Origin of the sequence: Christiangramia oceanisediminis (assembly GCF_022570735.2) — a bacterium.
GTDB classification, from domain to species: domain Bacteria; phylum Bacteroidota; class Bacteroidia; order Flavobacteriales; family Flavobacteriaceae; genus Christiangramia; species Christiangramia oceanisediminis.
In genome coordinates, this window is sequence record NZ_JANCNS010000002.1 from 872267 (window position 1) to 894043 (window position 21777).

Annotated in this window: 21 protein-coding genes and 1 tRNA gene; 9 read left to right on the forward strand and 13 right to left on the reverse strand. The window is 37.5% G+C overall.

All coding sequences use genetic code 11. The annotated features are described in order from the left end of the window. Positions 1-20 precede the first annotated feature (20 nt). From MKO06_RS11405 to MKO06_RS11430, 6 genes are all read left to right on the forward strand, one after another. The gene (locus tag MKO06_RS11405) at positions 21-275 is read left to right on the forward strand and encodes a hypothetical protein (RefSeq protein ID WP_241551298.1); all 255 of its coding nucleotides are present in this window, start codon (positions 21-23) and stop codon (positions 273-275) included. 204 nt (positions 276-479) lie between these two features. Beyond that, positions 480-553 (forward strand) — tRNA-Arg (locus tag MKO06_RS11410). A gap of 699 nt (positions 554-1252) precedes the next feature. Then, complete coding sequence (locus tag MKO06_RS11415) at positions 1253-1618, forward strand: ArsR/SmtB family transcription factor (RefSeq protein WP_083645664.1); 366 nt, start codon at positions 1253-1255, stop codon at positions 1616-1618. Positions 1619-1623: 5 nt separating this feature from the next. Beyond that, positions 1624-2244: a mercuric transport protein MerTP gene (merTP, locus tag MKO06_RS11420; RefSeq protein WP_241551299.1), complete on the forward strand. Its 621-nt coding sequence runs from the start codon at positions 1624-1626 to the stop codon at positions 2242-2244. A gap of 1 nt (position 2245) precedes the next feature. Further along, a complete protein-coding gene (locus tag MKO06_RS11425) occupies positions 2246-3592 on the forward strand; it encodes a dihydrolipoyl dehydrogenase family protein (RefSeq protein WP_083645666.1) in 1347 nt (448 codons plus the stop codon). Positions 3593-3609: 17 nt separating this feature from the next. Continuing rightward, positions 3610-3816 (forward strand): GDCCVxC domain-containing (seleno)protein, encoded by a 207-nt coding sequence (locus tag MKO06_RS11430; protein ID WP_083645667.1) that lies wholly within the window; start codon positions 3610-3612, stop codon positions 3814-3816. A gap of 290 nt (positions 3817-4106) precedes the next feature. On the opposite strand, the gene MKO06_RS11435 is transcribed toward MKO06_RS11430, so the two are convergent. From MKO06_RS11435 to MKO06_RS11470, 8 genes are all read right to left on the reverse strand, one after another. Continuing rightward, on the reverse strand, positions 4107-7211 hold the full coding sequence (locus MKO06_RS11435) for an efflux RND transporter permease subunit (RefSeq protein WP_083645668.1): 3105 nt from the start codon (positions 7209-7211) through the stop codon (positions 4107-4109). Positions 7212-7229: 18 nt separating this feature from the next. Next, positions 7230-8732: an efflux RND transporter periplasmic adaptor subunit gene (locus MKO06_RS11440; RefSeq protein WP_083645669.1), complete on the reverse strand. Its 1503-nt coding sequence runs from the start codon at positions 8730-8732 to the stop codon at positions 7230-7232. Positions 8733-8748: 16 nt separating this feature from the next. After that, the gene (locus MKO06_RS11445; RefSeq protein ID WP_083645670.1) at positions 8749-9024 is read right to left on the reverse strand and encodes a hypothetical protein; all 276 of its coding nucleotides are present in this window, start codon (positions 9022-9024) and stop codon (positions 8749-8751) included. A gap of 15 nt (positions 9025-9039) precedes the next feature. Beyond that, positions 9040-10224, reverse strand: coding sequence for a TolC family protein (locus MKO06_RS11450; protein ID WP_083645671.1), 1185 nt, complete (start codon positions 10222-10224; stop codon positions 9040-9042). Positions 10225-10297: 73 nt separating this feature from the next. Further along, positions 10298-10681, reverse strand: a complete 384-nt coding sequence (locus tag MKO06_RS11455; RefSeq protein ID WP_236995823.1) for a hypothetical protein — start codon at positions 10679-10681, stop codon at positions 10298-10300. Between the two features lie 162 nt (positions 10682-10843). After that, a complete protein-coding gene (locus tag MKO06_RS11460) occupies positions 10844-11266 on the reverse strand; it encodes a DsrE family protein (RefSeq protein ID WP_083645672.1) in 423 nt (140 codons plus the stop codon). Further along, a complete protein-coding gene (locus MKO06_RS11465) occupies positions 11263-11670 on the reverse strand; it encodes a DoxX family protein (protein ID WP_083645673.1) in 408 nt (135 codons plus the stop codon). Before MKO06_RS11465 ends, MKO06_RS11460 begins: the two co-directional genes overlap by 4 nt. Before the next feature lie 62 nt (positions 11671-11732). After that, positions 11733-12065 carry a hypothetical protein gene (locus MKO06_RS11470; RefSeq protein ID WP_083645674.1) on the reverse strand — a complete coding sequence of 111 codons (333 nt, stop codon included), beginning with the start codon at positions 12063-12065 and terminating at the stop codon, positions 11733-11735. Positions 12066-12238: 173 nt separating this feature from the next. On the opposite strand from MKO06_RS11470, the gene MKO06_RS11475 reads away from it, so the two are divergent. Continuing rightward, the gene (locus MKO06_RS11475) at positions 12239-12625 is read left to right on the forward strand and encodes a DUF302 domain-containing protein (RefSeq protein ID WP_083645675.1); all 387 of its coding nucleotides are present in this window, start codon (positions 12239-12241) and stop codon (positions 12623-12625) included. A gap of 31 nt (positions 12626-12656) precedes the next feature. Here MKO06_RS11475 and MKO06_RS11480 read toward each other — a convergent pair whose 3' ends face one another. Further along, a complete protein-coding gene (locus MKO06_RS11480; RefSeq protein ID WP_256946179.1) occupies positions 12657-13958 on the reverse strand; it encodes an OprD family outer membrane porin in 1302 nt (433 codons plus the stop codon). 50 nt (positions 13959-14008) lie between these two features. Beyond that, a complete protein-coding gene (locus tag MKO06_RS11485) occupies positions 14009-15040 on the reverse strand; it encodes a c-type cytochrome (RefSeq protein ID WP_083645676.1) in 1032 nt (343 codons plus the stop codon). A gap of 163 nt (positions 15041-15203) precedes the next feature. Between MKO06_RS11485 and MKO06_RS11490 the strand changes: the two genes are divergently transcribed. Then, positions 15204-16811: a bifunctional metallophosphatase/5'-nucleotidase gene (locus tag MKO06_RS11490; RefSeq protein WP_241551300.1), complete on the forward strand. Its 1608-nt coding sequence runs from the start codon at positions 15204-15206 to the stop codon at positions 16809-16811. 28 nt (positions 16812-16839) lie between these two features. Then, positions 16840-17367: a DsrE family protein gene (locus MKO06_RS11495; protein WP_083645678.1), complete on the forward strand. Its 528-nt coding sequence runs from the start codon at positions 16840-16842 to the stop codon at positions 17365-17367. 51 nt (positions 17368-17418) lie between these two features. Here the strand turns inward: MKO06_RS11495 and MKO06_RS11500 are convergent, their stop codons facing one another. The 3 genes from MKO06_RS11500 to MKO06_RS11510 all read right to left on the reverse strand — a co-directional run bounded on the left by MKO06_RS11500 (position 17419) and on the right by MKO06_RS11510 (position 21628). Next, the gene (locus tag MKO06_RS11500) at positions 17419-18846 is read right to left on the reverse strand and encodes a bifunctional metallophosphatase/5'-nucleotidase (protein ID WP_083645679.1); all 1428 of its coding nucleotides are present in this window, start codon (positions 18844-18846) and stop codon (positions 17419-17421) included. Between the two features lie 73 nt (positions 18847-18919). Next, complete coding sequence (locus MKO06_RS11505; RefSeq protein ID WP_241551301.1) at positions 18920-20998, reverse strand: protein-disulfide reductase DsbD family protein; 2079 nt, start codon at positions 20996-20998, stop codon at positions 18920-18922. Between the two features lie 36 nt (positions 20999-21034). Then, positions 21035-21628: a TlpA family protein disulfide reductase gene (locus MKO06_RS11510; RefSeq protein ID WP_083645681.1), complete on the reverse strand. Its 594-nt coding sequence runs from the start codon at positions 21626-21628 to the stop codon at positions 21035-21037. Positions 21629-21777: the final 149 nt, after the last annotated feature.

Below are 21777 nucleotides of genomic sequence, written 5' to 3' on the forward strand. Positions count from 1 at the left end.
TTCATTAAACATAACTAATTATGCAGGTACGCAAGGAACAAATCGTGACTACCAGGGAAGATTTTTCCCAAATTGAAACGGTTCGAAAAATGATTGAAGAAGTCCACGAATCTGGTAATTTCTTTAATCTTTCTTTAAATACGCTTGAACTCATCAGGCGTTTTAATCAATTATATACACGCATACATGAAGACCGGGAAGAATCTCCGGCAGTGATCAATCAACTCATCGTTTGCAGCCTGAACCTTGAAAAGCATTTAGTACATGAAAATTAAACCAGGGCAGGTTTAATTTCTGATAATCAAAAACTTCCCTGTGGAAGTTTTTCTTTTTTTAAAAAAGCTCAATTTTAAAAGAAAAAAGCATTGTTTTATTTATAAAGTGGCTTATATTTGCAACCGCAAAAAGGTCTCGTAGCTCAGCTGGATAGAGCATCTGCCTTCTAAGCAGGCGAATTTGACATACAGAATTGCACCACCGGTCGCGTAGCTCAGTTGGATAGAGCATTTGCCTTCTAAGCAAACGGTCGCAGGTTCGAATCCTGCCGCGATCACTGTAAATAGGGACTTCCGAAAGGTTTGTCCCTTTTTTTATGGTTTAAAAATATGGTAGCATTCGGCGCTAACAGTTTCTTTAAATATGCGTTGTTCTCTTAGTCATTTCATAAATACGCACAGTTTACGCACACTTTTAGGAATTTTAACATATACCTATAAAATTTAACACAATTTGATTGATTTTTGATTAACCCAAGTAATTTTTTCGATAGAGAAATTTATCTTTCCATCAAAACCTTTAGAAATTAAACTCGAAAAATTCTGGGTCAAGAGTCTATAGAATGAAGAATGTTCTTCTATCTCTCATATTTATATTAATTAAAGAAAATTAATTCTCATTTTTTCAAATCAGTTTCCGGTTTCTAACAATTTGATTCCTATCCCGGAGGACAAGAGTTCAAAACTCGTACACTAAAAATAAGGCTTTCGAGAAATCGGGAGCCTTTTGTTTTTTAACCTAGTACGGAATAAATACTGAATAGCTATATTTTCTTTTCCAAATTGTACAATAATACCATTTAATATTATTTGAGATTAAATATTAAATCTAGCTAGAATGTTGTTCTCATAGTTATAATTCTCAATTGTAAGTCAGTACCTCCTACTCTTATTGTAATATATATCCAAGCACTTATATTTTTAAGTATTTGCTTAAATAAGTATACTTATATATATTTGTTCAATAATTAAATACTATGAAACTGGAAATCACCTGTACCAGAGCACAAGCTGATCATAAGCAGCTTCTTAATTGCAAAGCGACCTTAGATAAGATGGACGATAATTTTAAAGAAATTACCAAACTCCTTTCTATTGCCGGAAATGAGGTTCGTTTAAAAATTCTGTTCCTGTTAAATATGGAGAATGAATTATGTCCCTGTGACATAGCTGATATTTTAGAAATGAGTGTTCCTGCTATCTCCCAGCATATTCGTAAGATTAAAGATGCGGGGTTTATAAAGTCTCGAAGGGAGGGACAAACACTATACTATTCATTAGTTGGAGAGAAAACCACATTACTGAACAATATTTTTACTTCCTTAAGGACTTCAAAAAAATAGCTTAAATGAAATCTTCCAGTAAATCAACCAATTCTGCATTCGCAAGTATATTAACAGCAATTACCGCATCTTTATGTTGCATAACGCCACTTATTGCTATTCTGGCAGGAAGCGGCGGAATTGCTACCATGTTTTCCTGGTTAGAACCTTTCCGACCTTATTTGATTGGGCTTACCATAGGAATTCTTGTATTCGCCTGGTACCTTAAATTGAAGCCTAGAACACAAAAGGAAATAGAATGCGCATGTGACGAAGATGAAAAAACCTCTTTCTGGCGATCAAAGAGTTTTCTGTTTGTTATTACTGTTTTTACGGCCTTGATGCTCACCTTTCCCTACTATTCAAGGTTATTCTATAATACTTCTGAAAAAGAAATTCTTGTAGTAGCTGAAAATAATATTGAGAAAAAAATTATTGAAATAGAAGGAATGACTTGTGCAGGATGTGAAGCCCATGTAGAAAATGAAGTAAATAAGCTTCCGGGGATTATCTCTGTAAAAGCAAGTTATGAAAATTCAAATGCTATAGTGGAATTTGATAAATCGAAAGTAACGGCAACTGAAATCTTTATGGCTATTAATAAGACTGGATATAAAGCTATTACTGCGGAGAAAAAGATTAGATGAAATGAAAAAATATGATGTATTTGTAATTGGTTCCGGGATGTCCGGAATGACTGCGGCGAACAAATGTGCCTCCAAAGGACTTAAAGTTGGGATTACTGATGAATTGCCATACGGGGGTACTTGTGCCCTGCGGGGGTGTGATCCTAAAAAGGTGATTATAGGAGCTACTGAGGTTCGCGATTTTGCCCAAAGGCTTAAAGGAAATGGAATAGATACCATACCCAAAGTCAATTGGGAAGATATCATGGCATTTAAACAGTCCTTTGTAGATGCCATGCCCCCCAAAATTGAAAAAGCATATAAAAATAAAGATATTGACACCTATCACACTGCCGCTAAATTTTTATCTGATAATACCTTGCAGGTAGGCGATGAAGTTATTGAAGCAGATAAAATAGTTATTGCTACAGGGGCAAAACCAAGAATACTGGATTTTGAAGGTGGGGAATATGCGCTATCAAGTACTGATTTTCTTAACCTGAAAGAACTACCTCAGTCCCTACTATTTATAGGAGGAGGTTATATTGCTTTCGAATTTGCTCACATTGCTGCTCGTGCAGGAGCAGAAGTCACTATAGTTCATCGCAGTAAAAAGCCATTGGAAAACTTTGAACAGGATATTGTAGAGCATCTTGTTAATGCTACTGAGGAATTAGGAATTAAATTGATTCTGGAAACTGAAGTCTCCGGTATAGAAAAAACCGAAGAAGGTTACAATGTGAAAGGAAATAAAAATGGCAAAGACGTATCTTTCACGGTCGAAGCAGTTTTTAATTCAGCTGGCAGGCCCCCGGCCATTTTTGATCTTGATCTGGAAAAAGCAAACATTTCGTATTCAAAAAAGGGGATTGCGGTAAATGAATATTTACAAAGTACTTCTAATCCCAGAATTTATGCAGCCGGGGATGCAGCAGATACACGGGGACTACCTTTGACTCCTGTAGCGGTTCTGGAAGGACATACACTGGCTTCCAACATTATTAAAGGGAATAAAAAAGAAGTTAGTTATCCGCCAATGCCCACAGTTGTTTTTACCCATCCCACAATGGCTTCAGTGGGATTGACAGAAAAACAGGCAAACGAGAAAGGAATTCAATATAAAGTAAACTATAAATCTGCCGATGATTGGTTTAATGCAAAACGTCTGAACGTTAAGGAATACGCATTTAAAACAATAGAGGATCAAGAAGAACAGATTCTATTAGGTGCTCATTTAATTGGACCCAATTCAGAGGAAGTCATTAATATTTTCGCCATGGCCATTAAAACAAAAATGAAATTACAGGAGTTAAGAACCATGATTTTCGCCTATCCTACTATGGCGTCGGATATACCCCATATGCTGTAGAAAAAATTAAATTTATTATGGAATTGAAATTAAAATCGGAGCTCACCTGCCCGAATTGTGGATATAAAAAGGAAGAGCTAATGCCCACAACTGCCTGTCAGTTTTTTTATGAATGTGAAAACTGTAAACAGGTTCTTAAGCCTAAAGAAGGGGACTGTTGTGTCTTTTGCTCTTACGGTTCGGTTGCCTGTCCGCCAATACAGGGGGGTTCTGCCTGTTGTTGAAGAATAAAACGAGTATTGGAAAAACCAAATAAACTAAATTTTAAAAAAGTTGATTCTAATAATTGAAAGCAACAATAGCACTCTTTCGCTCATGTTCAGAAGGAATGCTGAAACCTGGGAAAATTAAGAAGCTATCTCAAAACCGTAAAGTATCCGTCATTCTGAATTTATTTCAGAATCTTTTCAATTTTAAATTAAATAATTATTAGACCCTGAATCGTCCCGATAGCTATCGGGACAGGGTGACGAAAAAGAGGTTTTGAGACGGCTTCTTTTTATATTAATAAATTCTATTCAATTATATTTTGATTACCTGCATTGTTATGGGTTACTAGTTCATACACACAAGGTATAACCACCAGATTCAGAATGGTTGCAGAAAGTAAACCACCCAAAATAACAACCGCCATAGGGCTTTGGATCTCACTACCCGGTTCACCTCCTTTTAAGGCTAGCGGAATAAGCGCCAAACCAGTTGTAAAAGCGGTCATCAGGATTGGATTCAGTCTATCTAACGCCCCGGTTTTTATAAGTTCATAACCTTTCCAACCTTCTTTTCTTAGATCTTCATATCTCGAAACGAGTAAGATTCCATTTCGGGTTGCTATTCCAAAGAGACTTATAAATCCAATAGTAGAAGCTATACTTACAATTCCGGAAGTAAAGTAAACGATCAGGATTCCGCCAATAAGTGCCAATGGCAAATTGATAAGTACAACAAATGCCAGCTTTACATTATTGAATTCAAAATAAAGCAATAAAAAGATCACAAAAATGGCTATCACGGCCGTGATTAAAAGCATTTGCGAAGCTCTTGACTCACTTTCGAACTGCCCGCCATACTGTACCCTATAACCTTCCGGAATAGTCACCGAAGAATTTACAGTTTCCCGGATCTCTTCTACCGCACTTCTCAAGTCACGGCCCTGCACATTAGCGGCAACGACAATTTTACGCTGCACATCTTCCCTGCTTATGGTATTAGGGCTGCTAACCGAAGAAACTTGTGCCAGCTGCTCTAGTGGCACCTGTGATCCATTCGGCAGACCAATCAAAGCGGTTTTGATTTTCTCAATGCTATTTCTGAAACCTTCTTCATAACGTACCACCAGATCAAAATACTTCTGTCCTTCATAGATCTCCCCTACTTCGTGTCCTGCAAAAGCCACATCCACCTGCACCATCAGCTGGCCAACTGTCATTCCGTAAGCGGAAAGGATCTGACGTTTTGGAGTGATCTTGATTTGCGGTACTTCGATCTGCTGATCTACAGCTACATCGGCAAGTCCATCGATAGGTTTTATATTCTCCTCCACGCTTTTACCTATTTCATACAACTGTTGCAGATCAGGGCCAAAAATTTTGATCGCGATATTGGCCCTGGTTCCTGAGAGCATATGATCTATACGGTGGGCAATAGGCTGTCCAAGGGTGATATTAACACCAGGAACGATGCTGAGTTTATTTCTAACATCTTCAAAAAATTCCTCCTTGGACTTATCTTCCAGGGTAAACGGGACATCGATCTCGGCGGCATTCACCCCCTGGGCATGCTCGTCCAATTCGGCTCTTCCTGTTCTTCTGGTAACCACAGCAACTTCCGGCATCTCAAGCAACAATTGCTCTACCTGTTTCCCGGTCTTATTGCTTTCTTCCAGCGACATTCCCGGAGGACCAACCACACTAATTACCATAGAACCCTCATTAAATTCCGGAAGAAAACTTCTTCCTAATTGAGTAAAGAGGGCAATACTCAGTAAAAAAGCGATCACTGTGACCGTTATCACTGTTTTGGGAATCCTTAATGCTCTATTTAGAATATCAGCATAAGACTTCTGTAACCATCTTTCAACTTTAGTCCCTTCAGCCTGTTTCTTCAGCATCTTTTCCTTTTTCAGAAGATAGGTGCACAATACAGGAGTGACGGTTACCGCCACCACCAAAGAAGTCAGGACTGAAGTTATAAATGCTATTCCGAGAGGCTTCAGCAATCGCCCTTCCATTCCGCCAAGAAAAAATAGCGGTACAAAAGAAACAATAATGATAAGTGTCGCAATGATGATCGAACTTCTAATTTCAACCGAAGCTTCCCTTACCACTGTAATAACCCCCTGCCTTTCAGCTTTTGGTTTTCGAATGTTCTCCCGAAGGCGTTTGTAAACGTTCTCAACATCAATGATGGCATCATCTACCAAAGCTCCAATTGCAATAGCCATACCTCCTAAACTCATTGTATTGATGGTATACCCAAGCATTTTCAAAACAATTATTGACACCAGTAATGAAATTGGAATTGCCAGCAGCGAAATGAGGGTTGTACGCCAGTTCATTAAGAAAATAAAGAGTACAATCACTACAAAAAATGCTCCTTCCAGCAGCGTCATATTAAGATTACTTATGGAAGCATCAATAAAATCGGCTTGTCGGAAGATCTGGCTTTTGATCTCTACGCTTTCAGGAAGACTGGTCTCCAGTTCGGCGATGGCTTCATCAAGCCTTTCTGTAAGCTCCAGTGTATTCACATCGGGTTGCTTGGATATAGTGAGGATAACCGCCGGTTCTGCATTCAGGGAACCATCACCAATTTTATCGGCAGATCCAATTTGCACTTCAGCTATATCTTTGATCTTGATGCTCTGGCCATTTACCTGCTTGACCACAGCTTCTTCCAAATCTTCTAAAGCATAGGCTCTTCCATTTCCTTTAATGATATACTGATTTCCATATTCATTCAGGAAACCACCCGGGGCGTTAGTATTCGCTTCCCGGACTTTCTCAGTAAGCTCTTCAAGGCTTACGTCGTAATATTTCATTTTTCCGGGATTAGCAAAAACCTGGTATTGCTTATAATCACCTCCAATCACCACTACGTTGGCAATCCCTCCGATAGCTTTAATACGCGGACGGATCTGCCAGTCTGATAATGTTCTTAACTCCATAGGGCTAAGACTGTCTGAAGTGACTCCCAGCAACATTACTTCTCCCATAATGGAAGAAATAGGTGCCATTGTGGGAGCACCGATCCCACTGGGCAGGTTTTCACGAACCATTGGAATACGCTCACTTACGATCTGTCTGGCTTTATAAATATCGGTGCCCCAGTCGAATTCAACCCAAACGATAGAAATTCCTGCCGCAGAAGAAGAACGAATCCTTCTCACATTTGGCGAGCCATTCATCGCGGTCTCAAGCTGGTAGGTCACTAGTTTCTCTACTTCTTCCGACTCCATACCGTGGGCTTCCGTAAGTATGGTCACAGTAGGTGCAGTAAGATCAGGGAATACATCTACGTTCATATTACGTGCGAGGTAAAACCCGGTAATACTCAGTACAACCGCTGCCAGAAGAACCAAAAGCCTGTTCTGAAGCGAAATTGATAATATTTTATTTAACATCTAGTTTCTTTTTCAGGATTAATGATCATGGCCGTGTGCAGGAGTTGTACCGGACATAGAAGCCATTTTGACCTGGTAGAAACCTGTGGTTACCACAACTTCTCCAGCTTCAAGTCCGCTAAGAACCTGCGCGTGCTTACCATTTCGCTTCCCGATCTTTACAGGTCTTCTTTCGTAACTCTCGCCACCAGTTTGTACGATAACAGAATAATTTCCATAATCTTCCAGTAAAGCCGCTTCAGGAACTACAATTCCATTTTCAGCTTCACCCAGAGCAATCTGGACTTCAGTAAAACTACCTTCAGGCATTTCAACCACATCATTTACCTTGATAAATACCGGGATCATCGGTTTTCGGTCTTCCACTTCCTTGCCTACCGAAATTATCGAGCTATCTGAACCTTCCACTTCCTTCCATTCTCCATTTTCACTCTTGTACCACACGTTGGCAATTGATTCTTTACTTGGATTGTGAGAGGCACTTAACTGTGTTTTCAATATTCGTGATTTATCGGTCCCGACGGTGACAAGTTGTGCTCCCTGTTCCACATAATTTCCGTTAGAGGTACTGATGGATTTAATAAACCCGGCAAAGGGAGCTCTAATTTGCTTCCCGCCTGCGCCGTAATTAGAAGCAAGCGCCCGGTAATTCGCTTCGGCTACGCGAAAATCGCTTTCCACCTTTTCGAATTCCGCCTTGGGAACAATCTTATCCTCGTAGAGTTCTTTCTTCCGTTCATATTCCGCTTTGACCTGATCATATCTGGCTTTAGCCTGGGCAATCTCTGCCTGTACATTATTGGAAGAAAGTCCTTCACTGCTCAGGTTCATCAATAATTGCCCTCTTTTCACCTCGGTGCCTTCTGTAAGGTTTTCTGAAACAAAATTCACCATTCCATTAGCTCCTGCCGCCAGGGTCTTATAAGTTCCCGGGGCAGCCTGCCAAATTCCGGAAGTATGAACAACATCATACACTTCTCCCTGTGTGACAGGTTCCGTCTGAAAATCGATTTTCCAGGCCTGCTCCTTTAAAAAGCTGATGCCGCCTTCTTCTGCTTCCGCTACATTCTTTGAAGCTTCTTCTGCAGAAGCATAAACCTGTACATCTTCGATCACGATTCTATCTGAATACTCAGGAGTTTTCAGATCAAAGACCAGATCATAGGTTCCAGGCGTTTTCGGCTGTAAAGCGGGTGAAAAAATTCCTGGGGATGAAGGGGCATCCACCTTATGGCGAATCCCGGTTTCTCCCTTAATAAGGCTCACCGTTACTGAACCTTTACGAACAGGTTGATGTTTGTCCAACACCGTAAAATGAGCTGCAAATTTGCTGGTTCTGCCTTCCACCAAAGCCGGAAATTCCACGAAAAGTTCTGTCTGGTTTGTCCAAATGGTTTTACTAATCGCAGGAACTTCGGAGCCTACATGGTTTCCTTCTGCATCATGCGCGTGTTCTGCTTCCTCGTTATTTCCGCAGGAAAAAAGAAAAAGTGCGATGCATGTTATATAAATATATTTCATGTTAAATTTCTATTTTTTAATGATCTTCATGCTCGGTTCCGTCATCATGCGTATGATGATCAGATTCTTCATGCATTTCCAATGAATCCTCACCTACTTTAAATTCTTCCTGCTCCATATGATCTCCTTCCATATGACTTCCATCTTCATTATGGGGATGTCCATGCGCATCTTCCTCATGAGTTTCGGTGCCTTCCTCATGCTCATGACCGTGATCCTCTTTGGCAGTATCTCTACATGCTGAAAATCCAAATACTAATATTGCTGCGAAAAATAAATTCCTGAAATTCATATTTTTAAATTTTAATTATAATTGATGTTTTAATAGGGTTGCTTTTAGCTGAAGGAGTTCTTTCTCCATTTCCAGCTTCTTATTGTAAGCCTGCCTGTAGAATTCAACTTCCCGGTAATAATCCAGAAAGGAAAGTTCACCAAGCTCGTAGGCTTTGAATAAAAGTTCTTCGGAATTCAGATCCTTGAAAGTCTCTTCGTATTCCTCAAATTTTCTTTTTAATAATTGATATTGCTGATAGTTCTCCTGAAACCGGGTATAAAGTTCAGCGGTTTCGGCACCCGTATTGGCCTGGGTAAACTCGAGATTTGCTTTAGCTGCCTTCACTTTATTATTGCTATTCCATAGGGGAATTGAAAGGCCGCCTAAGAACCCGGAATAATTATTGGAATTCACTCCCTGATAATTATAGCCTATGCTTAGGTTGGGAAGGATCTTATTCTTTTCCAGTTTTACCTGCTGCTCAGCCAAAGCTTCACGGGCAGTTAATTGCTGAACCTCTGCGTCTGCGGAAAGTTTTTCTTCCCATAGCCTCTGCATAGTTGCTAATTCAGAATCTTCCATCAACTGGATCTGATCTGTATTAACAGCATTTCCGCCATTTAATTTCTGAAGATTTAAAAGCGTATTCCTGATCTGGATATTAATCTGGTCTATTTCAAACTGTTCCTGCAACCAGGCTATTTTAGATTTATTGAGTTCCAAAATACCGATCTGTTCGGCTTCAAATAAACGCCGGATCTGATCATAAACCTCTTTGGCCTGCTCAACTCTTTCCTGCTCCAGCTTCTTTCGCTTCTGCAGAATTTGTAGCTCCAAAAGCTGTTTTTTAGCATTTAAAAGTACTTCCTGCCGCACGGCATTATACTCAAACTCAAGTAGTTCTTTCTGCCTTTCTATCCTTTTGCTTCGGGCACTGTAAACGCTGGGGAATTCAAACCTCTGTGAGATTTGGTATTCTGAATAATTACCAGTCTCATGTTCTCCAAATGGAAGATAAAAGGCTGAAACCTCAGGATCCTGAAGGTTGTTATCTGTCTTGTTGCTAAGGGTCTGACTGGCCATGTATGACTGGTAAGCCTTAAGCTGTCTGTTATTCCGGCTTATTTCATCCAGAACACCTTTTACTCCGGGACTTTGAGCAAAAGAGCCAATAGAGATAAGGATTCCGCAAATAGCGGAAACTATATATCTGTACATAAATTTTGATTTTAGTTTAATCTATAAAACAAGGGTCTGCCTGCTGTTAAAAAACAACGGCACGACTTAGTGATTAAACTAATTGGGGCGGTCCCCGAAGCGAGAGTAAGGATAAATAGGGATTGAAATAATGGTTGGGAGATTGATAAATTTTTAACTTCAGTGATTCCTGATCGATTAACACCCAATCTACATTATAAAATTCCTGATCGGTTTTCTTTTTAATTTCTGTCTTTTGAAATCTGAAATTTTCCGAATGTTCTTTTAGAACGAGAATTTCACTGGAAGTAGAGGTATGAGAATGAATCGCTAATAAATAGGATAGAAAATCTCCTGAATTATTCTCTTCGTTCTTATCCTGGTGATGATGATCTTCACCTGAATGATGATGCGCAATCTCCTCTTTCTTCTCCTTATGTTCGTGATGTGCATGAGGTATGACCTGATGAAAGGACATCAGCATAAAAATGCTGAGAAGAAATAAGGCTTTTATTTGATTTTTGATTTGCACAGAGTACAAAAATAGCAATTTATAGCAGAGAATTGATAAATAATAAAATAAACCATAAGAACCTTAGCCCTTATGGTTTATACTTCAATTAAATAAACATCTAACTATTTAGAGTTCTATACTCAAATAGCCTTTCTTTTGAAGTTGAAAATCATGCAAGATGCCATTGTCTACGACTTCAAGTTCCTCAGGAATATCTTCTTTACTGACTTTGAATTTTTTCAGAGAAAACCCACACACCACAATTTTAACGTGGGCTTTTTGAGCTTTTTCAATAAATTTTTTCATCATTTCCTTATCAGTGAGATCTTCAACAGTCTTTCCGCAGATGATCGCCTGAAAATCGCCAAAGCTCTTCCCATCTTCTTCCGCCAGGGCTTCAGCCGTCAAAATTATTGGCTGGAGTTGGGGGATCTTTTTAGTGAGCACCACATAATTATGTGAGTGGTGATCCTGTTTGGAGGTTTGCGCGTTTAATACATTTGTGAACGTTAGTGTAAGGATAAATAATCCTAAAATTAGCTTTTTCATAATTTTTCTTTTTTAAAAGTTTGAATATCGTTTAATATAAAAAACAGGAGTCCCCCTAAGATTGCTATATTTTTAAAAAGAGGTCCTAAAGTGTGAATTTGTCCAACCTGGACGGTTAATGTAATTGGTATAATAACAGCAGCAAGAGCTATCGCTGCCCAGCGTGTCTTAAAGCCAATCAGGAGAAAAAAGCCTGCAATCATCATTACTATTCCAGATATGATCACCAGGTACTCCGGATTCCCAAAAAAGTAGGCTATACCTTTAAACCTTGCCTGATCAATTCGGTTTAATGTCTTTTCAAGATTTAAAATATGATTAAAACTTGCTACTAAAAATATTCCGCTAAGTAATATGCGAAATAGCTGTACCGATCTATAGGATACAGAAATTTTTGCTTTCATTAATTTCAATAGTTTAGGTGTATAAATTAGTTTAGCATAACGTATATCTAAACCAGTTCTAGTCAAATCACCATTGAATATTTAGGAGGTGGGTATAATTTTTTAGAGTGGTCATTACTTTTTTGAAGTTTTCGATATTTGAATTGCTTATCTACAGAGTATGAAACTTCAGGAATATCTTTTCCTACAGGCTGTTGATAATTATTAGAACAGATCCTGGCTAGTTTCAATACATGCACCCGGGAAGAAGCTTTAAATTGGTAGCCCAATTTCTTCATATCGTCACTTTTCTTCTCACAAATAGGGTTTAATAGCACAATTTCATTAGTCTTAAGTAACAAACTAAATAATTCAGAATCTATGGTGATAAGTTTTCCGGAAAAAATCACCAGCATAATTATCGCTATATATTGTTTTATTAGCATATGAATTTCAAATATATAAGAAATGATATCTACGCCATGTAACCTTTGTTACATAAAAAAGATGTCTTCAGTTTATGTAACAATCGTTACTGAATATCTCTTTATATAGTCTTATATTGAAACTTAATTAAAAAATAAAAGCTATGAAATATTATTTTGATAAGACCATTACCGGCGAATTTGAGGCAGTAATTAAAAAAGTAACCGATGAACTGGAAAAAAAAGGTTTTGGAGTTTTAACAGAAATAAATGTTACGGAAACCCTTAAGAAAAAACTAGACATCGATTTTAAAAACTATCGTATCCTGGGAGCCTGTAATGCCCCTTATGCTCACAAAGCTTTGCAGGCAGAAGATAAAATCGGTACTATGTTACCATGTAATGTAATAGTTCAGGAACTGGAAAAGGGAAAAATTGAAGTTGCCGCCGTAAATCCAATGGCATCGATGCAGGCTGTTGAAAACGAAGAATTAGAGCACATCGCCGATGAAATTGCCGACAAATTGAAAAAGGTACTAACCCAACTATAGAACTCCTTATTTACGCAGGTTAAAATATATTCTAAAAATTATAATTCAAAATTAGATCCACGTGAAATAAATCTGTCTTATTTAGATAAAAATTTGGGTTATCAGGAAAATCCCCATTTGCGAATTTAGTTACAAATAATAGTTCCGGTTTTAGGTTTTTCAATTTCTTAAAAGAGAAAAATAAATCAAGATTTATATGGGTATAATCAGGTACCGCATATTTATTTAATTCAGGATCTAAAACTGAAGGTTTCCATTGGTGGCCTATACTAAGAACCGATTTTATTTTTGACTGAGGATCGCCTAAAGTAAAAGTATCATCATAATAAATAATTAATGCATGGTTGTCTGCGGAACCTTCGCTTCGCTCCCTTTTTTGAAAACTAAATAGGAATTCCCGTCCCCATTCTCGTGGAAAAATGAACTGACCGTGAGGAAGAATTCTGTCATAGCCTAATGATAAAGAAGTATTATCGCTCCAGTTATATTTCACTTTCAAGCCCAGAATATCCGATGAATTCGCTTGAAAATAACGCAATGAATCTATCGAGTTTCCACCATCACCAATCCTGTTTTGATGCAACCATTCCATTTCGAGATCAACATTTTCGTTAATATCAAGTTTGGGTTTCAAATAAAATGAATTGGATACGTTCTCTATAAAATAGTTCCAGGTTTCAAAACTCAGGCTCTCTGTAATTTTAATATCTGCATTGGCAATAAAAAGAAAATCCGAATCTGTATTATTGGCATATTGGGCGGGATTACCAGACCAGTCCCTACCCGTAGCATATGTACCAATACTTTCACCAATGCCATAAAATTCCCCAGTAGATCTGGGTGCCACTGCATTAAAAATCCCTGCTTGAAAATGTATGGTTTTGGTGGGGGTATATTGATAACGAAACCCCTGAAAAAGACTTGGAATCATCCTTCCATCTTCCGGGTTGACGAAAGGGGATTTAATTTTCATACGACCCAGGCTAAATTCGTGTTGTTGAATTTTATAATTAGCATAGAGTTCTCCAATTAAAAATATAGCTTTATTTTCTAAATTTAAACGGTCAAAAAGGCCTTCCTCATACCTGCTCAATTTTCCTGTTTGCATATCTGGAATTGTCAAATTTTGTAATCCCAAATTGGTAGAATTATAAACCGCAATCCCAAAATTTAAGTTTTCGTTCGGGATGAATTGATATTTTAACTTCCCTCCTATTGCCAGGGCCTTGAAATCTTTTAAGGATCCTTTATTAAAAGTATTCATATAGTAAGAACGCAATTGCCCGGAAAGGATACTGCGTTTTTTATCTTCTTCAAGTTCCTGTGAAATCAACGCAGTGGGGCTAAAGAATGCTAAAATTATTAAAGCGGAAAAATATCTAATCATTTATTTTTTGTTAAGCCGTATTCCTGTTGGTAATATTCCATAATAGGTGGAAATGGGCCATATTTATGTTGAGTTGAAGAAAAAGTATCCGCCCATGGTCCATATGGGGTTGAAACTGGCTTTAATTTTAGATCTGGATAATCTTTTTCTAAATTACTTTTCTGAGGACGCTCAAAGCTATTGATATAACCGGCCAGATGGTAAGCCTCTTCATCACTTAATTTAGGATTATCCCAGGTAGCCTGGCCAAAAGGCATGTTGCCCTTGATAAATTGGGCAGCGGTTATTACCCGGTGCATTCCCGCACCATTATTATAACTGTCTGGGCCCCAAAGAGGAGGGTATTGATATCCTTTAGTGGAATCTGCCAATCGCTGACCTTGTCCATCCTCCCCATGGCAAACCGCACATTCTTTAATAAATAGTGCTTTACCTTTTTCCAGGTTAACCGCAATATCAGGAATGTTGATTTTAGGGAAACCTTTAAATTCTTTTTCCCTTTCTTCTGGTAAATCTTCTCCCAACCATTTCATATAAGCCACGATAGATTTCATTTCCCGGGATTCTGTAGGAAGTTTTTCCCCGTCCATACTTCGTTGCATACAGCCATTAATTCTGTCTTCAATAGTTCCTTCACTATTGGATCTTCCACGAAATTGAGGAAAACGCTCAGTAACACCTACCCATGAGGCTGACCCAGGTTGGGTACCTGCCTTTAAGTGGCAATTGATACAAGCAAGGTTGTTGCCAGCATAACGCATCCCAGGATCTTGTGCCTGAGGTCCCATATATTTCGAAGATTCGGCTATAAGCTGATACCCATATTTTACATCCGAAGGCATAAAACCTGAGGCTAACTCTGCATCAACATCTTTAGGTTGCCAGGCTTCCGAAGAAATCTCACTTTTAATAAATAAGGAAGGATTGGAATCGAATAAAAAGATACCAATGAACAATACTACAATGAGTGCAATTAAGGAGCTAAAAAAATATGTAATGGACCTTATCAAAGATCTAAAATCTTTCATAACAATAAACTAAAAACATTCAAAATCAACAGGTTTAACCAGATAAATGCATAATTTTCAAACATAAAACTTACTTATAAAAAGCTATGTAACAAATGTTACAGGGGGATAGCAATGAAGATCCTATTTTCGAAAATTTGAATGAAAATTAAACATGAATAATATGTCAGGACTTAAATTATCAGTTTTGTTAGTGATTTCTTGTATCCTTTTGGCGGGATGTAAATCTGCTAAGAATATTGTGGGAACAAATTCAAATAATATAGATAAGGTTAAAAAAGTTTCGGTTTTACATACCAATGATATGCATGGTTCCTATATGCCTTTCACCACCACTTTAGATAATGCCACCGCTCAAACCGGCGATTCTATTGATAATCTAATGAGATTTGAAAAAGAGGGAAAAATAGGTGGAATGGCCTGGATGGCAACGGCTATAAAATCAATTAGAAAAGAGAAAGGGAATGACCATATAATTCTGCTTGATGGCGGAGATACTTTTAGTGATGACCAGTTAGGGAATTTAACGAAAGGTGAAGCGATGATTCTGATGATGAATAAACTAAATTATGATTTGATGGTGCTGGGAAATCATGATTTTGATTATAGCCTGGAGAGGACTCGTGAACTGGAGACAATGGCTAATTTTCCGATGCGTGCAGCCAACATAATAGATCAGGAAACCGGAAGCCCAATCTTTCAAGATCCTTATATCATATTGGAAAGAGGTGATTTAAAAATTGGTTTGCTGCCAATTGGGTATAGGAATACTCCTCTAACAGGAAATTCTAAAAATATCAAAGGCTTAAAATTTATTAAGGGGATAGAAGCAGTTGACAAATATCTTCCTGAATTGAAAACCAAAGCCGATATTATTGTTTTGCTTTCCCACGAAGGTATGGCGGTAGATAAAATAATAGCTGAAAAAATAAATGGGATTGATCTAATTATTGGCGCCCATAGCCATGATGTTATAGAACCACCAATTAAAATCAACCAGACCTACGTAGTGCAGGCTTTGTCTGATGCTGCAGTATTAGGTGAAACTGAAATGATAATTACAAATAAAAAATTGTCTGGCATCAAAACGCGATATCACTATTTATGGCATGATACCTATACAGCAGATGAGGAACAGCAGAAATTAGTGAAAGAGCTTCGTAAGCCATTTGTGTCCCAACTAGAAGAAAAAATTACACAAACCGATACAATTATTGGAAGACAATATAAATCTGAAAGCCCTTTTGATAAAGTAGTGACCACGTTGATGAAGGACAATTTCAAAACTGATGCCGCATTTCTTCCCGGTGTGGGATATGGGATTTCCTTAAAGGGAACTATTACCAGTGAGGATATATACAAGTTACTCCCTCATCCTGCAAAAATTGTGACCCTGGAAATGACGGGAGATCAGATAAGAAAAACATTAGAGCAAACGGCTACAAATTTAAAGCCTGAAAATAAATTGGATATTGTGGGAGGTCTTATTCAGTCATCGGGCATTCATTATCATGTAGATCTTTCCAGGCCTATTGGAAAACGGATATCAGATATAAAAATTAACAATGAGTCTTTAGTAGATAGCAAGCTATATAAAATTGCCACACATTCAGGTATGCTAAACGGGATTCATAATTATGCAGAATTTTCAAAAGGCACTAATATTGAAAAGACAGATATAATTCTAACTGAATTTATATTAGAGAAATTAAGAAAAGTAGCTGAGCTTGATTTTCCTGAAAATATGGGAGAGATTAGCGTTACCAAATAATCTTTACTTTGATTAAAAAAAGATTTTTATGAAAACAACATTAAAGATTTTAATAATTCTTACAATCAGTTTTCAAATGAAAGCACAGGAATGGCAGACTCCTGAAATAGAAGGTTATGGGAAGATCAAGTATTTTGAAGATGCAGCTGAATTACCTGACACTTCCCTAACCTATAAAATGATTTTTAATATTGATAGCGAAAAGGAAAAAGAAGGTGTTAACGTGGGGTTATGGAGAATTGCCCGGACCTTGAATATACTAAAAGCCGGAAATATATCTAATGAAAAGATTGATATTGTGGCTGTTTTACATGGAGAGGCCACTTATGCGATTTTAACTGACAAAGAATATAAAAAGCGTTTTCAAACCCAAAATCCCAATATGGGGTTATTAAGGCTTTTAAAAGAAAACGGAGTGACAGTTTTGGTTTGTGGGCAGGCTATGGCTTCAAGAAATATAGAAAAAGAACACCTCAATTTGTATGTTGAAATGGCTCTTTCAGCTTTAACTGTCTTACCGAACTATCAGTTAAAAGGCTATGCATTGATTCCTTAATTTCAGGAAACTTTGCGGAGTATTAATTTATTTTTTCTAAAATAAGCTCATTCAAACCAGCCTAAAACTTCCAACTTTGCTGGGTGTAAAAACTGGATTTTTCTTCAAATACTCCTTCATAGCTGCTACGGCCGTTTGTTCGTGTCTTTTTCTATTTTTACCATATTTACGAGCAACCCCTTGCGTGGTAACAAACCCCACTTTATATATTTTATCAAAATTGATATGGTCACTTTTAAAATATATTTCCTGGATGCGATGACCTTTAGGATTCTCAATGCGAAAATTTACTTGTAATCCTAAACAACGTTTCACATAGCCTCCCATTTGACCAATGGGATCACAACAAAAGGTACGCTCCAGGTTTTCTTCCAACATCTCCTTAATTTCTGCACCTGTAAGTTCTACTGTGGAAACAGGAGGATTCATTGGGGCAATATTATATAAATCGTTCTCTGTAATATTTCCTTTGGGAATGGGTGCACCGTAACGCCATCCGTTCGAAAAGACAATCTCTGTTGCGGTACTATTGGCAATCGATCGAAGCAATAATTCGTCCAAAGTAGAATTTATGGTATTATAGCGATGTAATGTCTCGGTAGTACTACCAATAGCCAGTTCTCTTATCTCTTGATAGGGTTTTAGCAGATTTTGAACCATGGTGTCTACTTTGGTATTTTTTGGTAATGAAGCATCCACTTTAACAAGTTCGTAATCATAGGCTTTAATCTTTTTATCCTCTATTTCAAGAATAAAATTCCCTATGAAGGCGCCGTGGCATCCGCATTGTACTATACGTGTACCATTAATTTCAATAGGTTTATAAATTCTATTATGGGTATGGGCACTCAGACAAATATCTATACCTTCCACTTTTTTCAGAAGTTCAACATCCTGCGGAAACCCATTATGGGAAAGCAAGATTATTATATCAGATCCCCTGGCTTTTAAATTTTTTACATATTCTGATACTTCATCCAAACCGGAGGTAAACTTTAGACCTTTGCTCATCTTTTCGGGCATCACTTTATCCACGATCATAGCGCTAATACCTATTACGCCAATTTTAAGACCTGCCTTTTCATACATGGCAGTGGGTTGTAAAAAATTTGACCCATCTTCTGAATATATGTTACACCCCAATACCGGAAATTCCAGTTGAGTATTTAACTCTTTCAATCGATCAGGTCCATAGGCAAAATCCCAATGCCCTACAAGTGCATCAAGCTTTAACGCATTTAAAATAGGTACAAGAGCTTTGCCCTCAGAATCTACAACAGGTTTTGTTCCGTGCAGGGTATCTCCCCCATCAAAGAATAATGTATTAGGGTTTCTTTTACGAATTTGTTCCGCGAATCCTGCAATATGAGCATAACCTCCGGCAGTTTCTACCACTTCCCCGGTTTCATTATAAAATAGCTCGGGATGTGGGGCGATATAACCATGTACATCGTTTATAAATAAAACATTTAATTTCATAGTATCTGTTTTTTAAGAGAATAGCGTGTGTTCCAAAATTTTTAAGTAAATCAGTATACTCCCTACACTGTATTTAATCCTCCTTATTCTGAATTATCCCTGTCGAAGCAATATTCTTTTCTTGTCTTGCATCGAATTCCTTTAAACCATTGTCTAAAAATTCAACGAAATTTTCAACATTTAGATCATAGCCTTTTGGAGCACTCAATAAAGAGCCACTAGTATCAACCAGCGTATAATATGGTTGCGCATTGGCGTTTAGCTTTTGGATCATGAAATCCAGATTCTGTTTGCCAATGGTTTTTTTAACTTTTTGATCATGGGCTGAAACATACCATTCAGATTCTGGTAATTCTGTTTTTTCATCTACATATAGCGCTACTACCACATAATCGTTTTTCAGCCGTTTCAAAACCCTTGGATCACTCCAGACTGTAGCTTCCATTTCACGGCAATTAACGCAGCCATGACCTGTAAAGTCAATAAAAATGGGTTTATTTTGCTTTTGCGCACATTCCAATGCCTGATCATAATCAAAATATCCCTGGATATTGTGAGGTAATTCCAGAAGGTCATTATATTTCGGAGTTCCGCAATTTGTAATATTACTATCAACTTCGTTTTCACTTACCAGAGTTGAAGTATTCATGTTAAAATTTTGGCTGCTCATAGGTGGTAAATATCCTGCTAATGGTTTTAATGGTGCACCAAATAATCCCGGAATCAAATAGACCACAAAGCTAAATATTAATATAGCCGATATGACTCTGTATACTGAAGCACTTTCCGTTTTCTTTTCATGTGGAAATTGAATTTTACCCAACAGGTAAAATCCAAGAAATGCAAAAATCACAATCCAAAGAGCTAAATAAATATCGCGGTCAAGAAATTCCCAGTGATAAACCTGGTCCACTATACTCAAAAATTTCAGGGCTAATGCCAATTCCACAAACCCCAGAACAACCTTAACCGTATTGAGCCAGCCTCCACTTTTGGGTAATGATTTTAACCAATGGGGAAATATTGCAAACAGCGTAAAAGGCAGTGCAAATGCCAGCGAAAACCCTAGCATCCCAATTAGGGGTTTTATAGTTTCCCCATTAGCCGCTTGCAATAAAATTGTTCCTGCAATTGGCCCGGTACAACTAAAACCAACCAGCACTAAAGTAAAAGCCATAAAAAAAATACCTAACAAACCACCTTTGTTAGATTGTGCATCTATTTTATTCACAAATGAATTTGGCAGACGGATCTCAAATAATCCAAAAAAGGATAGTGCAAATAGTAGAAAAACTGCAAAGAAAAAAAGATTGGGTAGCCAATGTGTACTAAGAAAATTAGCGAAATCGGCACCAAACAATAAAGAAAACACTGTTCCTATTAACGTATAAATCAGAATAATCGAAAAACCATATAATAATGCCTGACTTATTCCATTTGCCCGACTGATGTTAGATTTTGTGAAATAGGTTACTGTCATGGGAATCATAGGAAAAACACAAGGTGTTAACAAAGCTGCCAGACCGGCCCCAAAGGATAGTAGAAAAAAGGTAAGAAGGAAAGCTCCGCCTTCCTCCTTTTCTTCTATTTTAAACTCATTCTTAAAAGATTTCAATTCTTTTGAGGATATAAGATCATTTCCATCTTTTATGCTGGCACTCTGATTTTGTAAAAAATCCTCTTTCTTGCTGTTCCATACCAAATCCGTTTCAAAGGGGATACACTGTCCTGTAACATCAGAACATATTTGATAAATGGCTACAGCTTCTATTTTGGGTACACTGCTTCTAATCTTAATACGCTGTTGAAATTCAGCTATACCCGTAAAATAAGTGTACTTACCTCCCCATAATTCGTCATATTTTTCTTTTGGGTCAACAGGGATGAGATCACCAATAACTTCATAAGATTGATTTTCACCAAAATTAATCTCGGTAAGCATCGGTCCCAGTTCGGGATCAAAGTCGCTTGAATATAAATACCAGTCGGCAGGAACCTCTGCCTGAAAACTGATTACGATCGTATCTCCCGGTTCTAGTTTTTCTTTATCTACAGACACCTCCCAATTCGGTGGATCCATCACCTGGCCATAACTTGATAAGGAGCTGATGAAAATACTCAGCAAGAACATTAAGAATTTAATATATCTCATAAAGACTTATTTTTTAGATTTAAATTGACCTTAAGCCTATTTGAGACCGTCTAGAAATTCTTTGAATTCCTGAGTGTCGTAATCTCCCATACCCTGATGAGTTAAGGCCAGATTTCCATCTGCATCTATAATATAAGTAGTGGGGATTGCCTGGGAAGCGTACATTTGAGGCAAGTTTCCGGCCAATTTATATACTTCAAAATCATAACCTTTCCTCTTATTAAAATCTATAGCTTTTTGAAATTCATTATCTAAAGAAAGCATTATAAAGGCAACTTCTTCACCTTTTACATCATTGTACATATTATTTATTCCCGGCATTTCTGCCACACAGGGAGGACACCAGGTTGCCCACATATTAAAGAAAATGACTTTACCTCGAAATTCTTCCATTTCAACGCGTTCACCCTTAGAATTGATAAGGCTCATGTTGAAATCGGCTTTAGGTTTTTTGGCTTGTTCTTTCGGATTTGATTTTGCTTCTACATCTGGATTCATTAATCCCGTCTTTAAAACTCCTCGTTGTACAAAACCAAAAACTTCGGTATGTAATCCGGTTAAAAATAAGGTGAGTATAATCGTTCCTGTAATACCATATTCGAGAAGATTTTTCTTTACTTTTTTATTCATCACTAAATTTTTTAATGCAATAACCCGATATGCTTACAATATTTTAAAACATCCAAGAAGGTTTATTGCCTGATTATATAATTAGATTAGAAGCTGATTATTCCAGCTTCATAAATAAGAATTTGTAGTTCAGTTAAATGAACCTTTTA

Excerpts from the sequence above, each read along its gene's own strand:
- MKO06_RS11405 (WP_241551298.1), top strand. The coding sequence starts at position 21 with ATGCAGGTACGCAAGGAACAAATCGTGACTACCAGGGAAGATTTTTCC.
- MKO06_RS11415 (WP_083645664.1), top strand. The coding sequence starts at position 1,253 with ATGAAACTGGAAATCACCTGTACCAGAGCACAAGCTGATCATAAGCAG.
- merTP (WP_241551299.1), top strand. The coding sequence starts at position 1,624 with ATGAAATCTTCCAGTAAATCAACCAATTCTGCATTCGCAAGTATATTA.
- MKO06_RS11425 (WP_083645666.1), top strand. The coding sequence starts at position 2,246 with ATGAAAAAATATGATGTATTTGTAATTGGTTCCGGGATGTCCGGAATG.
- MKO06_RS11430 (WP_083645667.1), top strand. The coding sequence starts at position 3,610 with ATGGAATTGAAATTAAAATCGGAGCTCACCTGCCCGAATTGTGGATAT.
- MKO06_RS11435 (WP_083645668.1), bottom strand. The coding sequence starts at position 7,211 with ATGTTAAATAAAATATTATCAATTTCGCTTCAGAACAGGCTTTTGGTT.
- MKO06_RS11440 (WP_083645669.1), bottom strand. The coding sequence starts at position 8,732 with ATGAAATATATTTATATAACATGCATCGCACTTTTTCTTTTTTCCTGC.
- MKO06_RS11445 (WP_083645670.1), bottom strand. The coding sequence starts at position 9,024 with ATGAATTTCAGGAATTTATTTTTCGCAGCAATATTAGTATTTGGATTT.
- MKO06_RS11450 (WP_083645671.1), bottom strand. The coding sequence starts at position 10,224 with ATGTACAGATATATAGTTTCCGCTATTTGCGGAATCCTTATCTCTATT.
- MKO06_RS11455 (WP_236995823.1), bottom strand. The coding sequence starts at position 10,681 with ATGTCCTTTCATCAGGTCATACCTCATGCACATCACGAACATAAGGAG.
- MKO06_RS11460 (WP_083645672.1), bottom strand. The coding sequence starts at position 11,266 with ATGAAAAAGCTAATTTTAGGATTATTTATCCTTACACTAACGTTCACA.
- MKO06_RS11465 (WP_083645673.1), bottom strand. The coding sequence starts at position 11,670 with ATGAAAGCAAAAATTTCTGTATCCTATAGATCGGTACAGCTATTTCGC.
- MKO06_RS11470 (WP_083645674.1), bottom strand. The coding sequence starts at position 12,065 with ATGCTGGTGATTTTTTCCGGAAAACTTATCACCATAGATTCTGAATTA.
- MKO06_RS11475 (WP_083645675.1), top strand. The coding sequence starts at position 12,239 with ATGAAATATTATTTTGATAAGACCATTACCGGCGAATTTGAGGCAGTA.
- MKO06_RS11485 (WP_083645676.1), bottom strand. The coding sequence starts at position 15,040 with ATGAAAGATTTTAGATCTTTGATAAGGTCCATTACATATTTTTTTAGC.
- MKO06_RS11490 (WP_241551300.1), top strand. The coding sequence starts at position 15,204 with ATGTCAGGACTTAAATTATCAGTTTTGTTAGTGATTTCTTGTATCCTT.
- MKO06_RS11495 (WP_083645678.1), top strand. The coding sequence starts at position 16,840 with ATGAAAACAACATTAAAGATTTTAATAATTCTTACAATCAGTTTTCAA.
- MKO06_RS11500 (WP_083645679.1), bottom strand. The coding sequence starts at position 18,846 with ATGAAATTAAATGTTTTATTTATAAACGATGTACATGGTTATATCGCC.
- MKO06_RS11505 (WP_241551301.1), bottom strand. The coding sequence starts at position 20,998 with ATGAGATATATTAAATTCTTAATGTTCTTGCTGAGTATTTTCATCAGC.
- MKO06_RS11510 (WP_083645681.1), bottom strand. The coding sequence starts at position 21,628 with ATGAATAAAAAAGTAAAGAAAAATCTTCTCGAATATGGTATTACAGGA.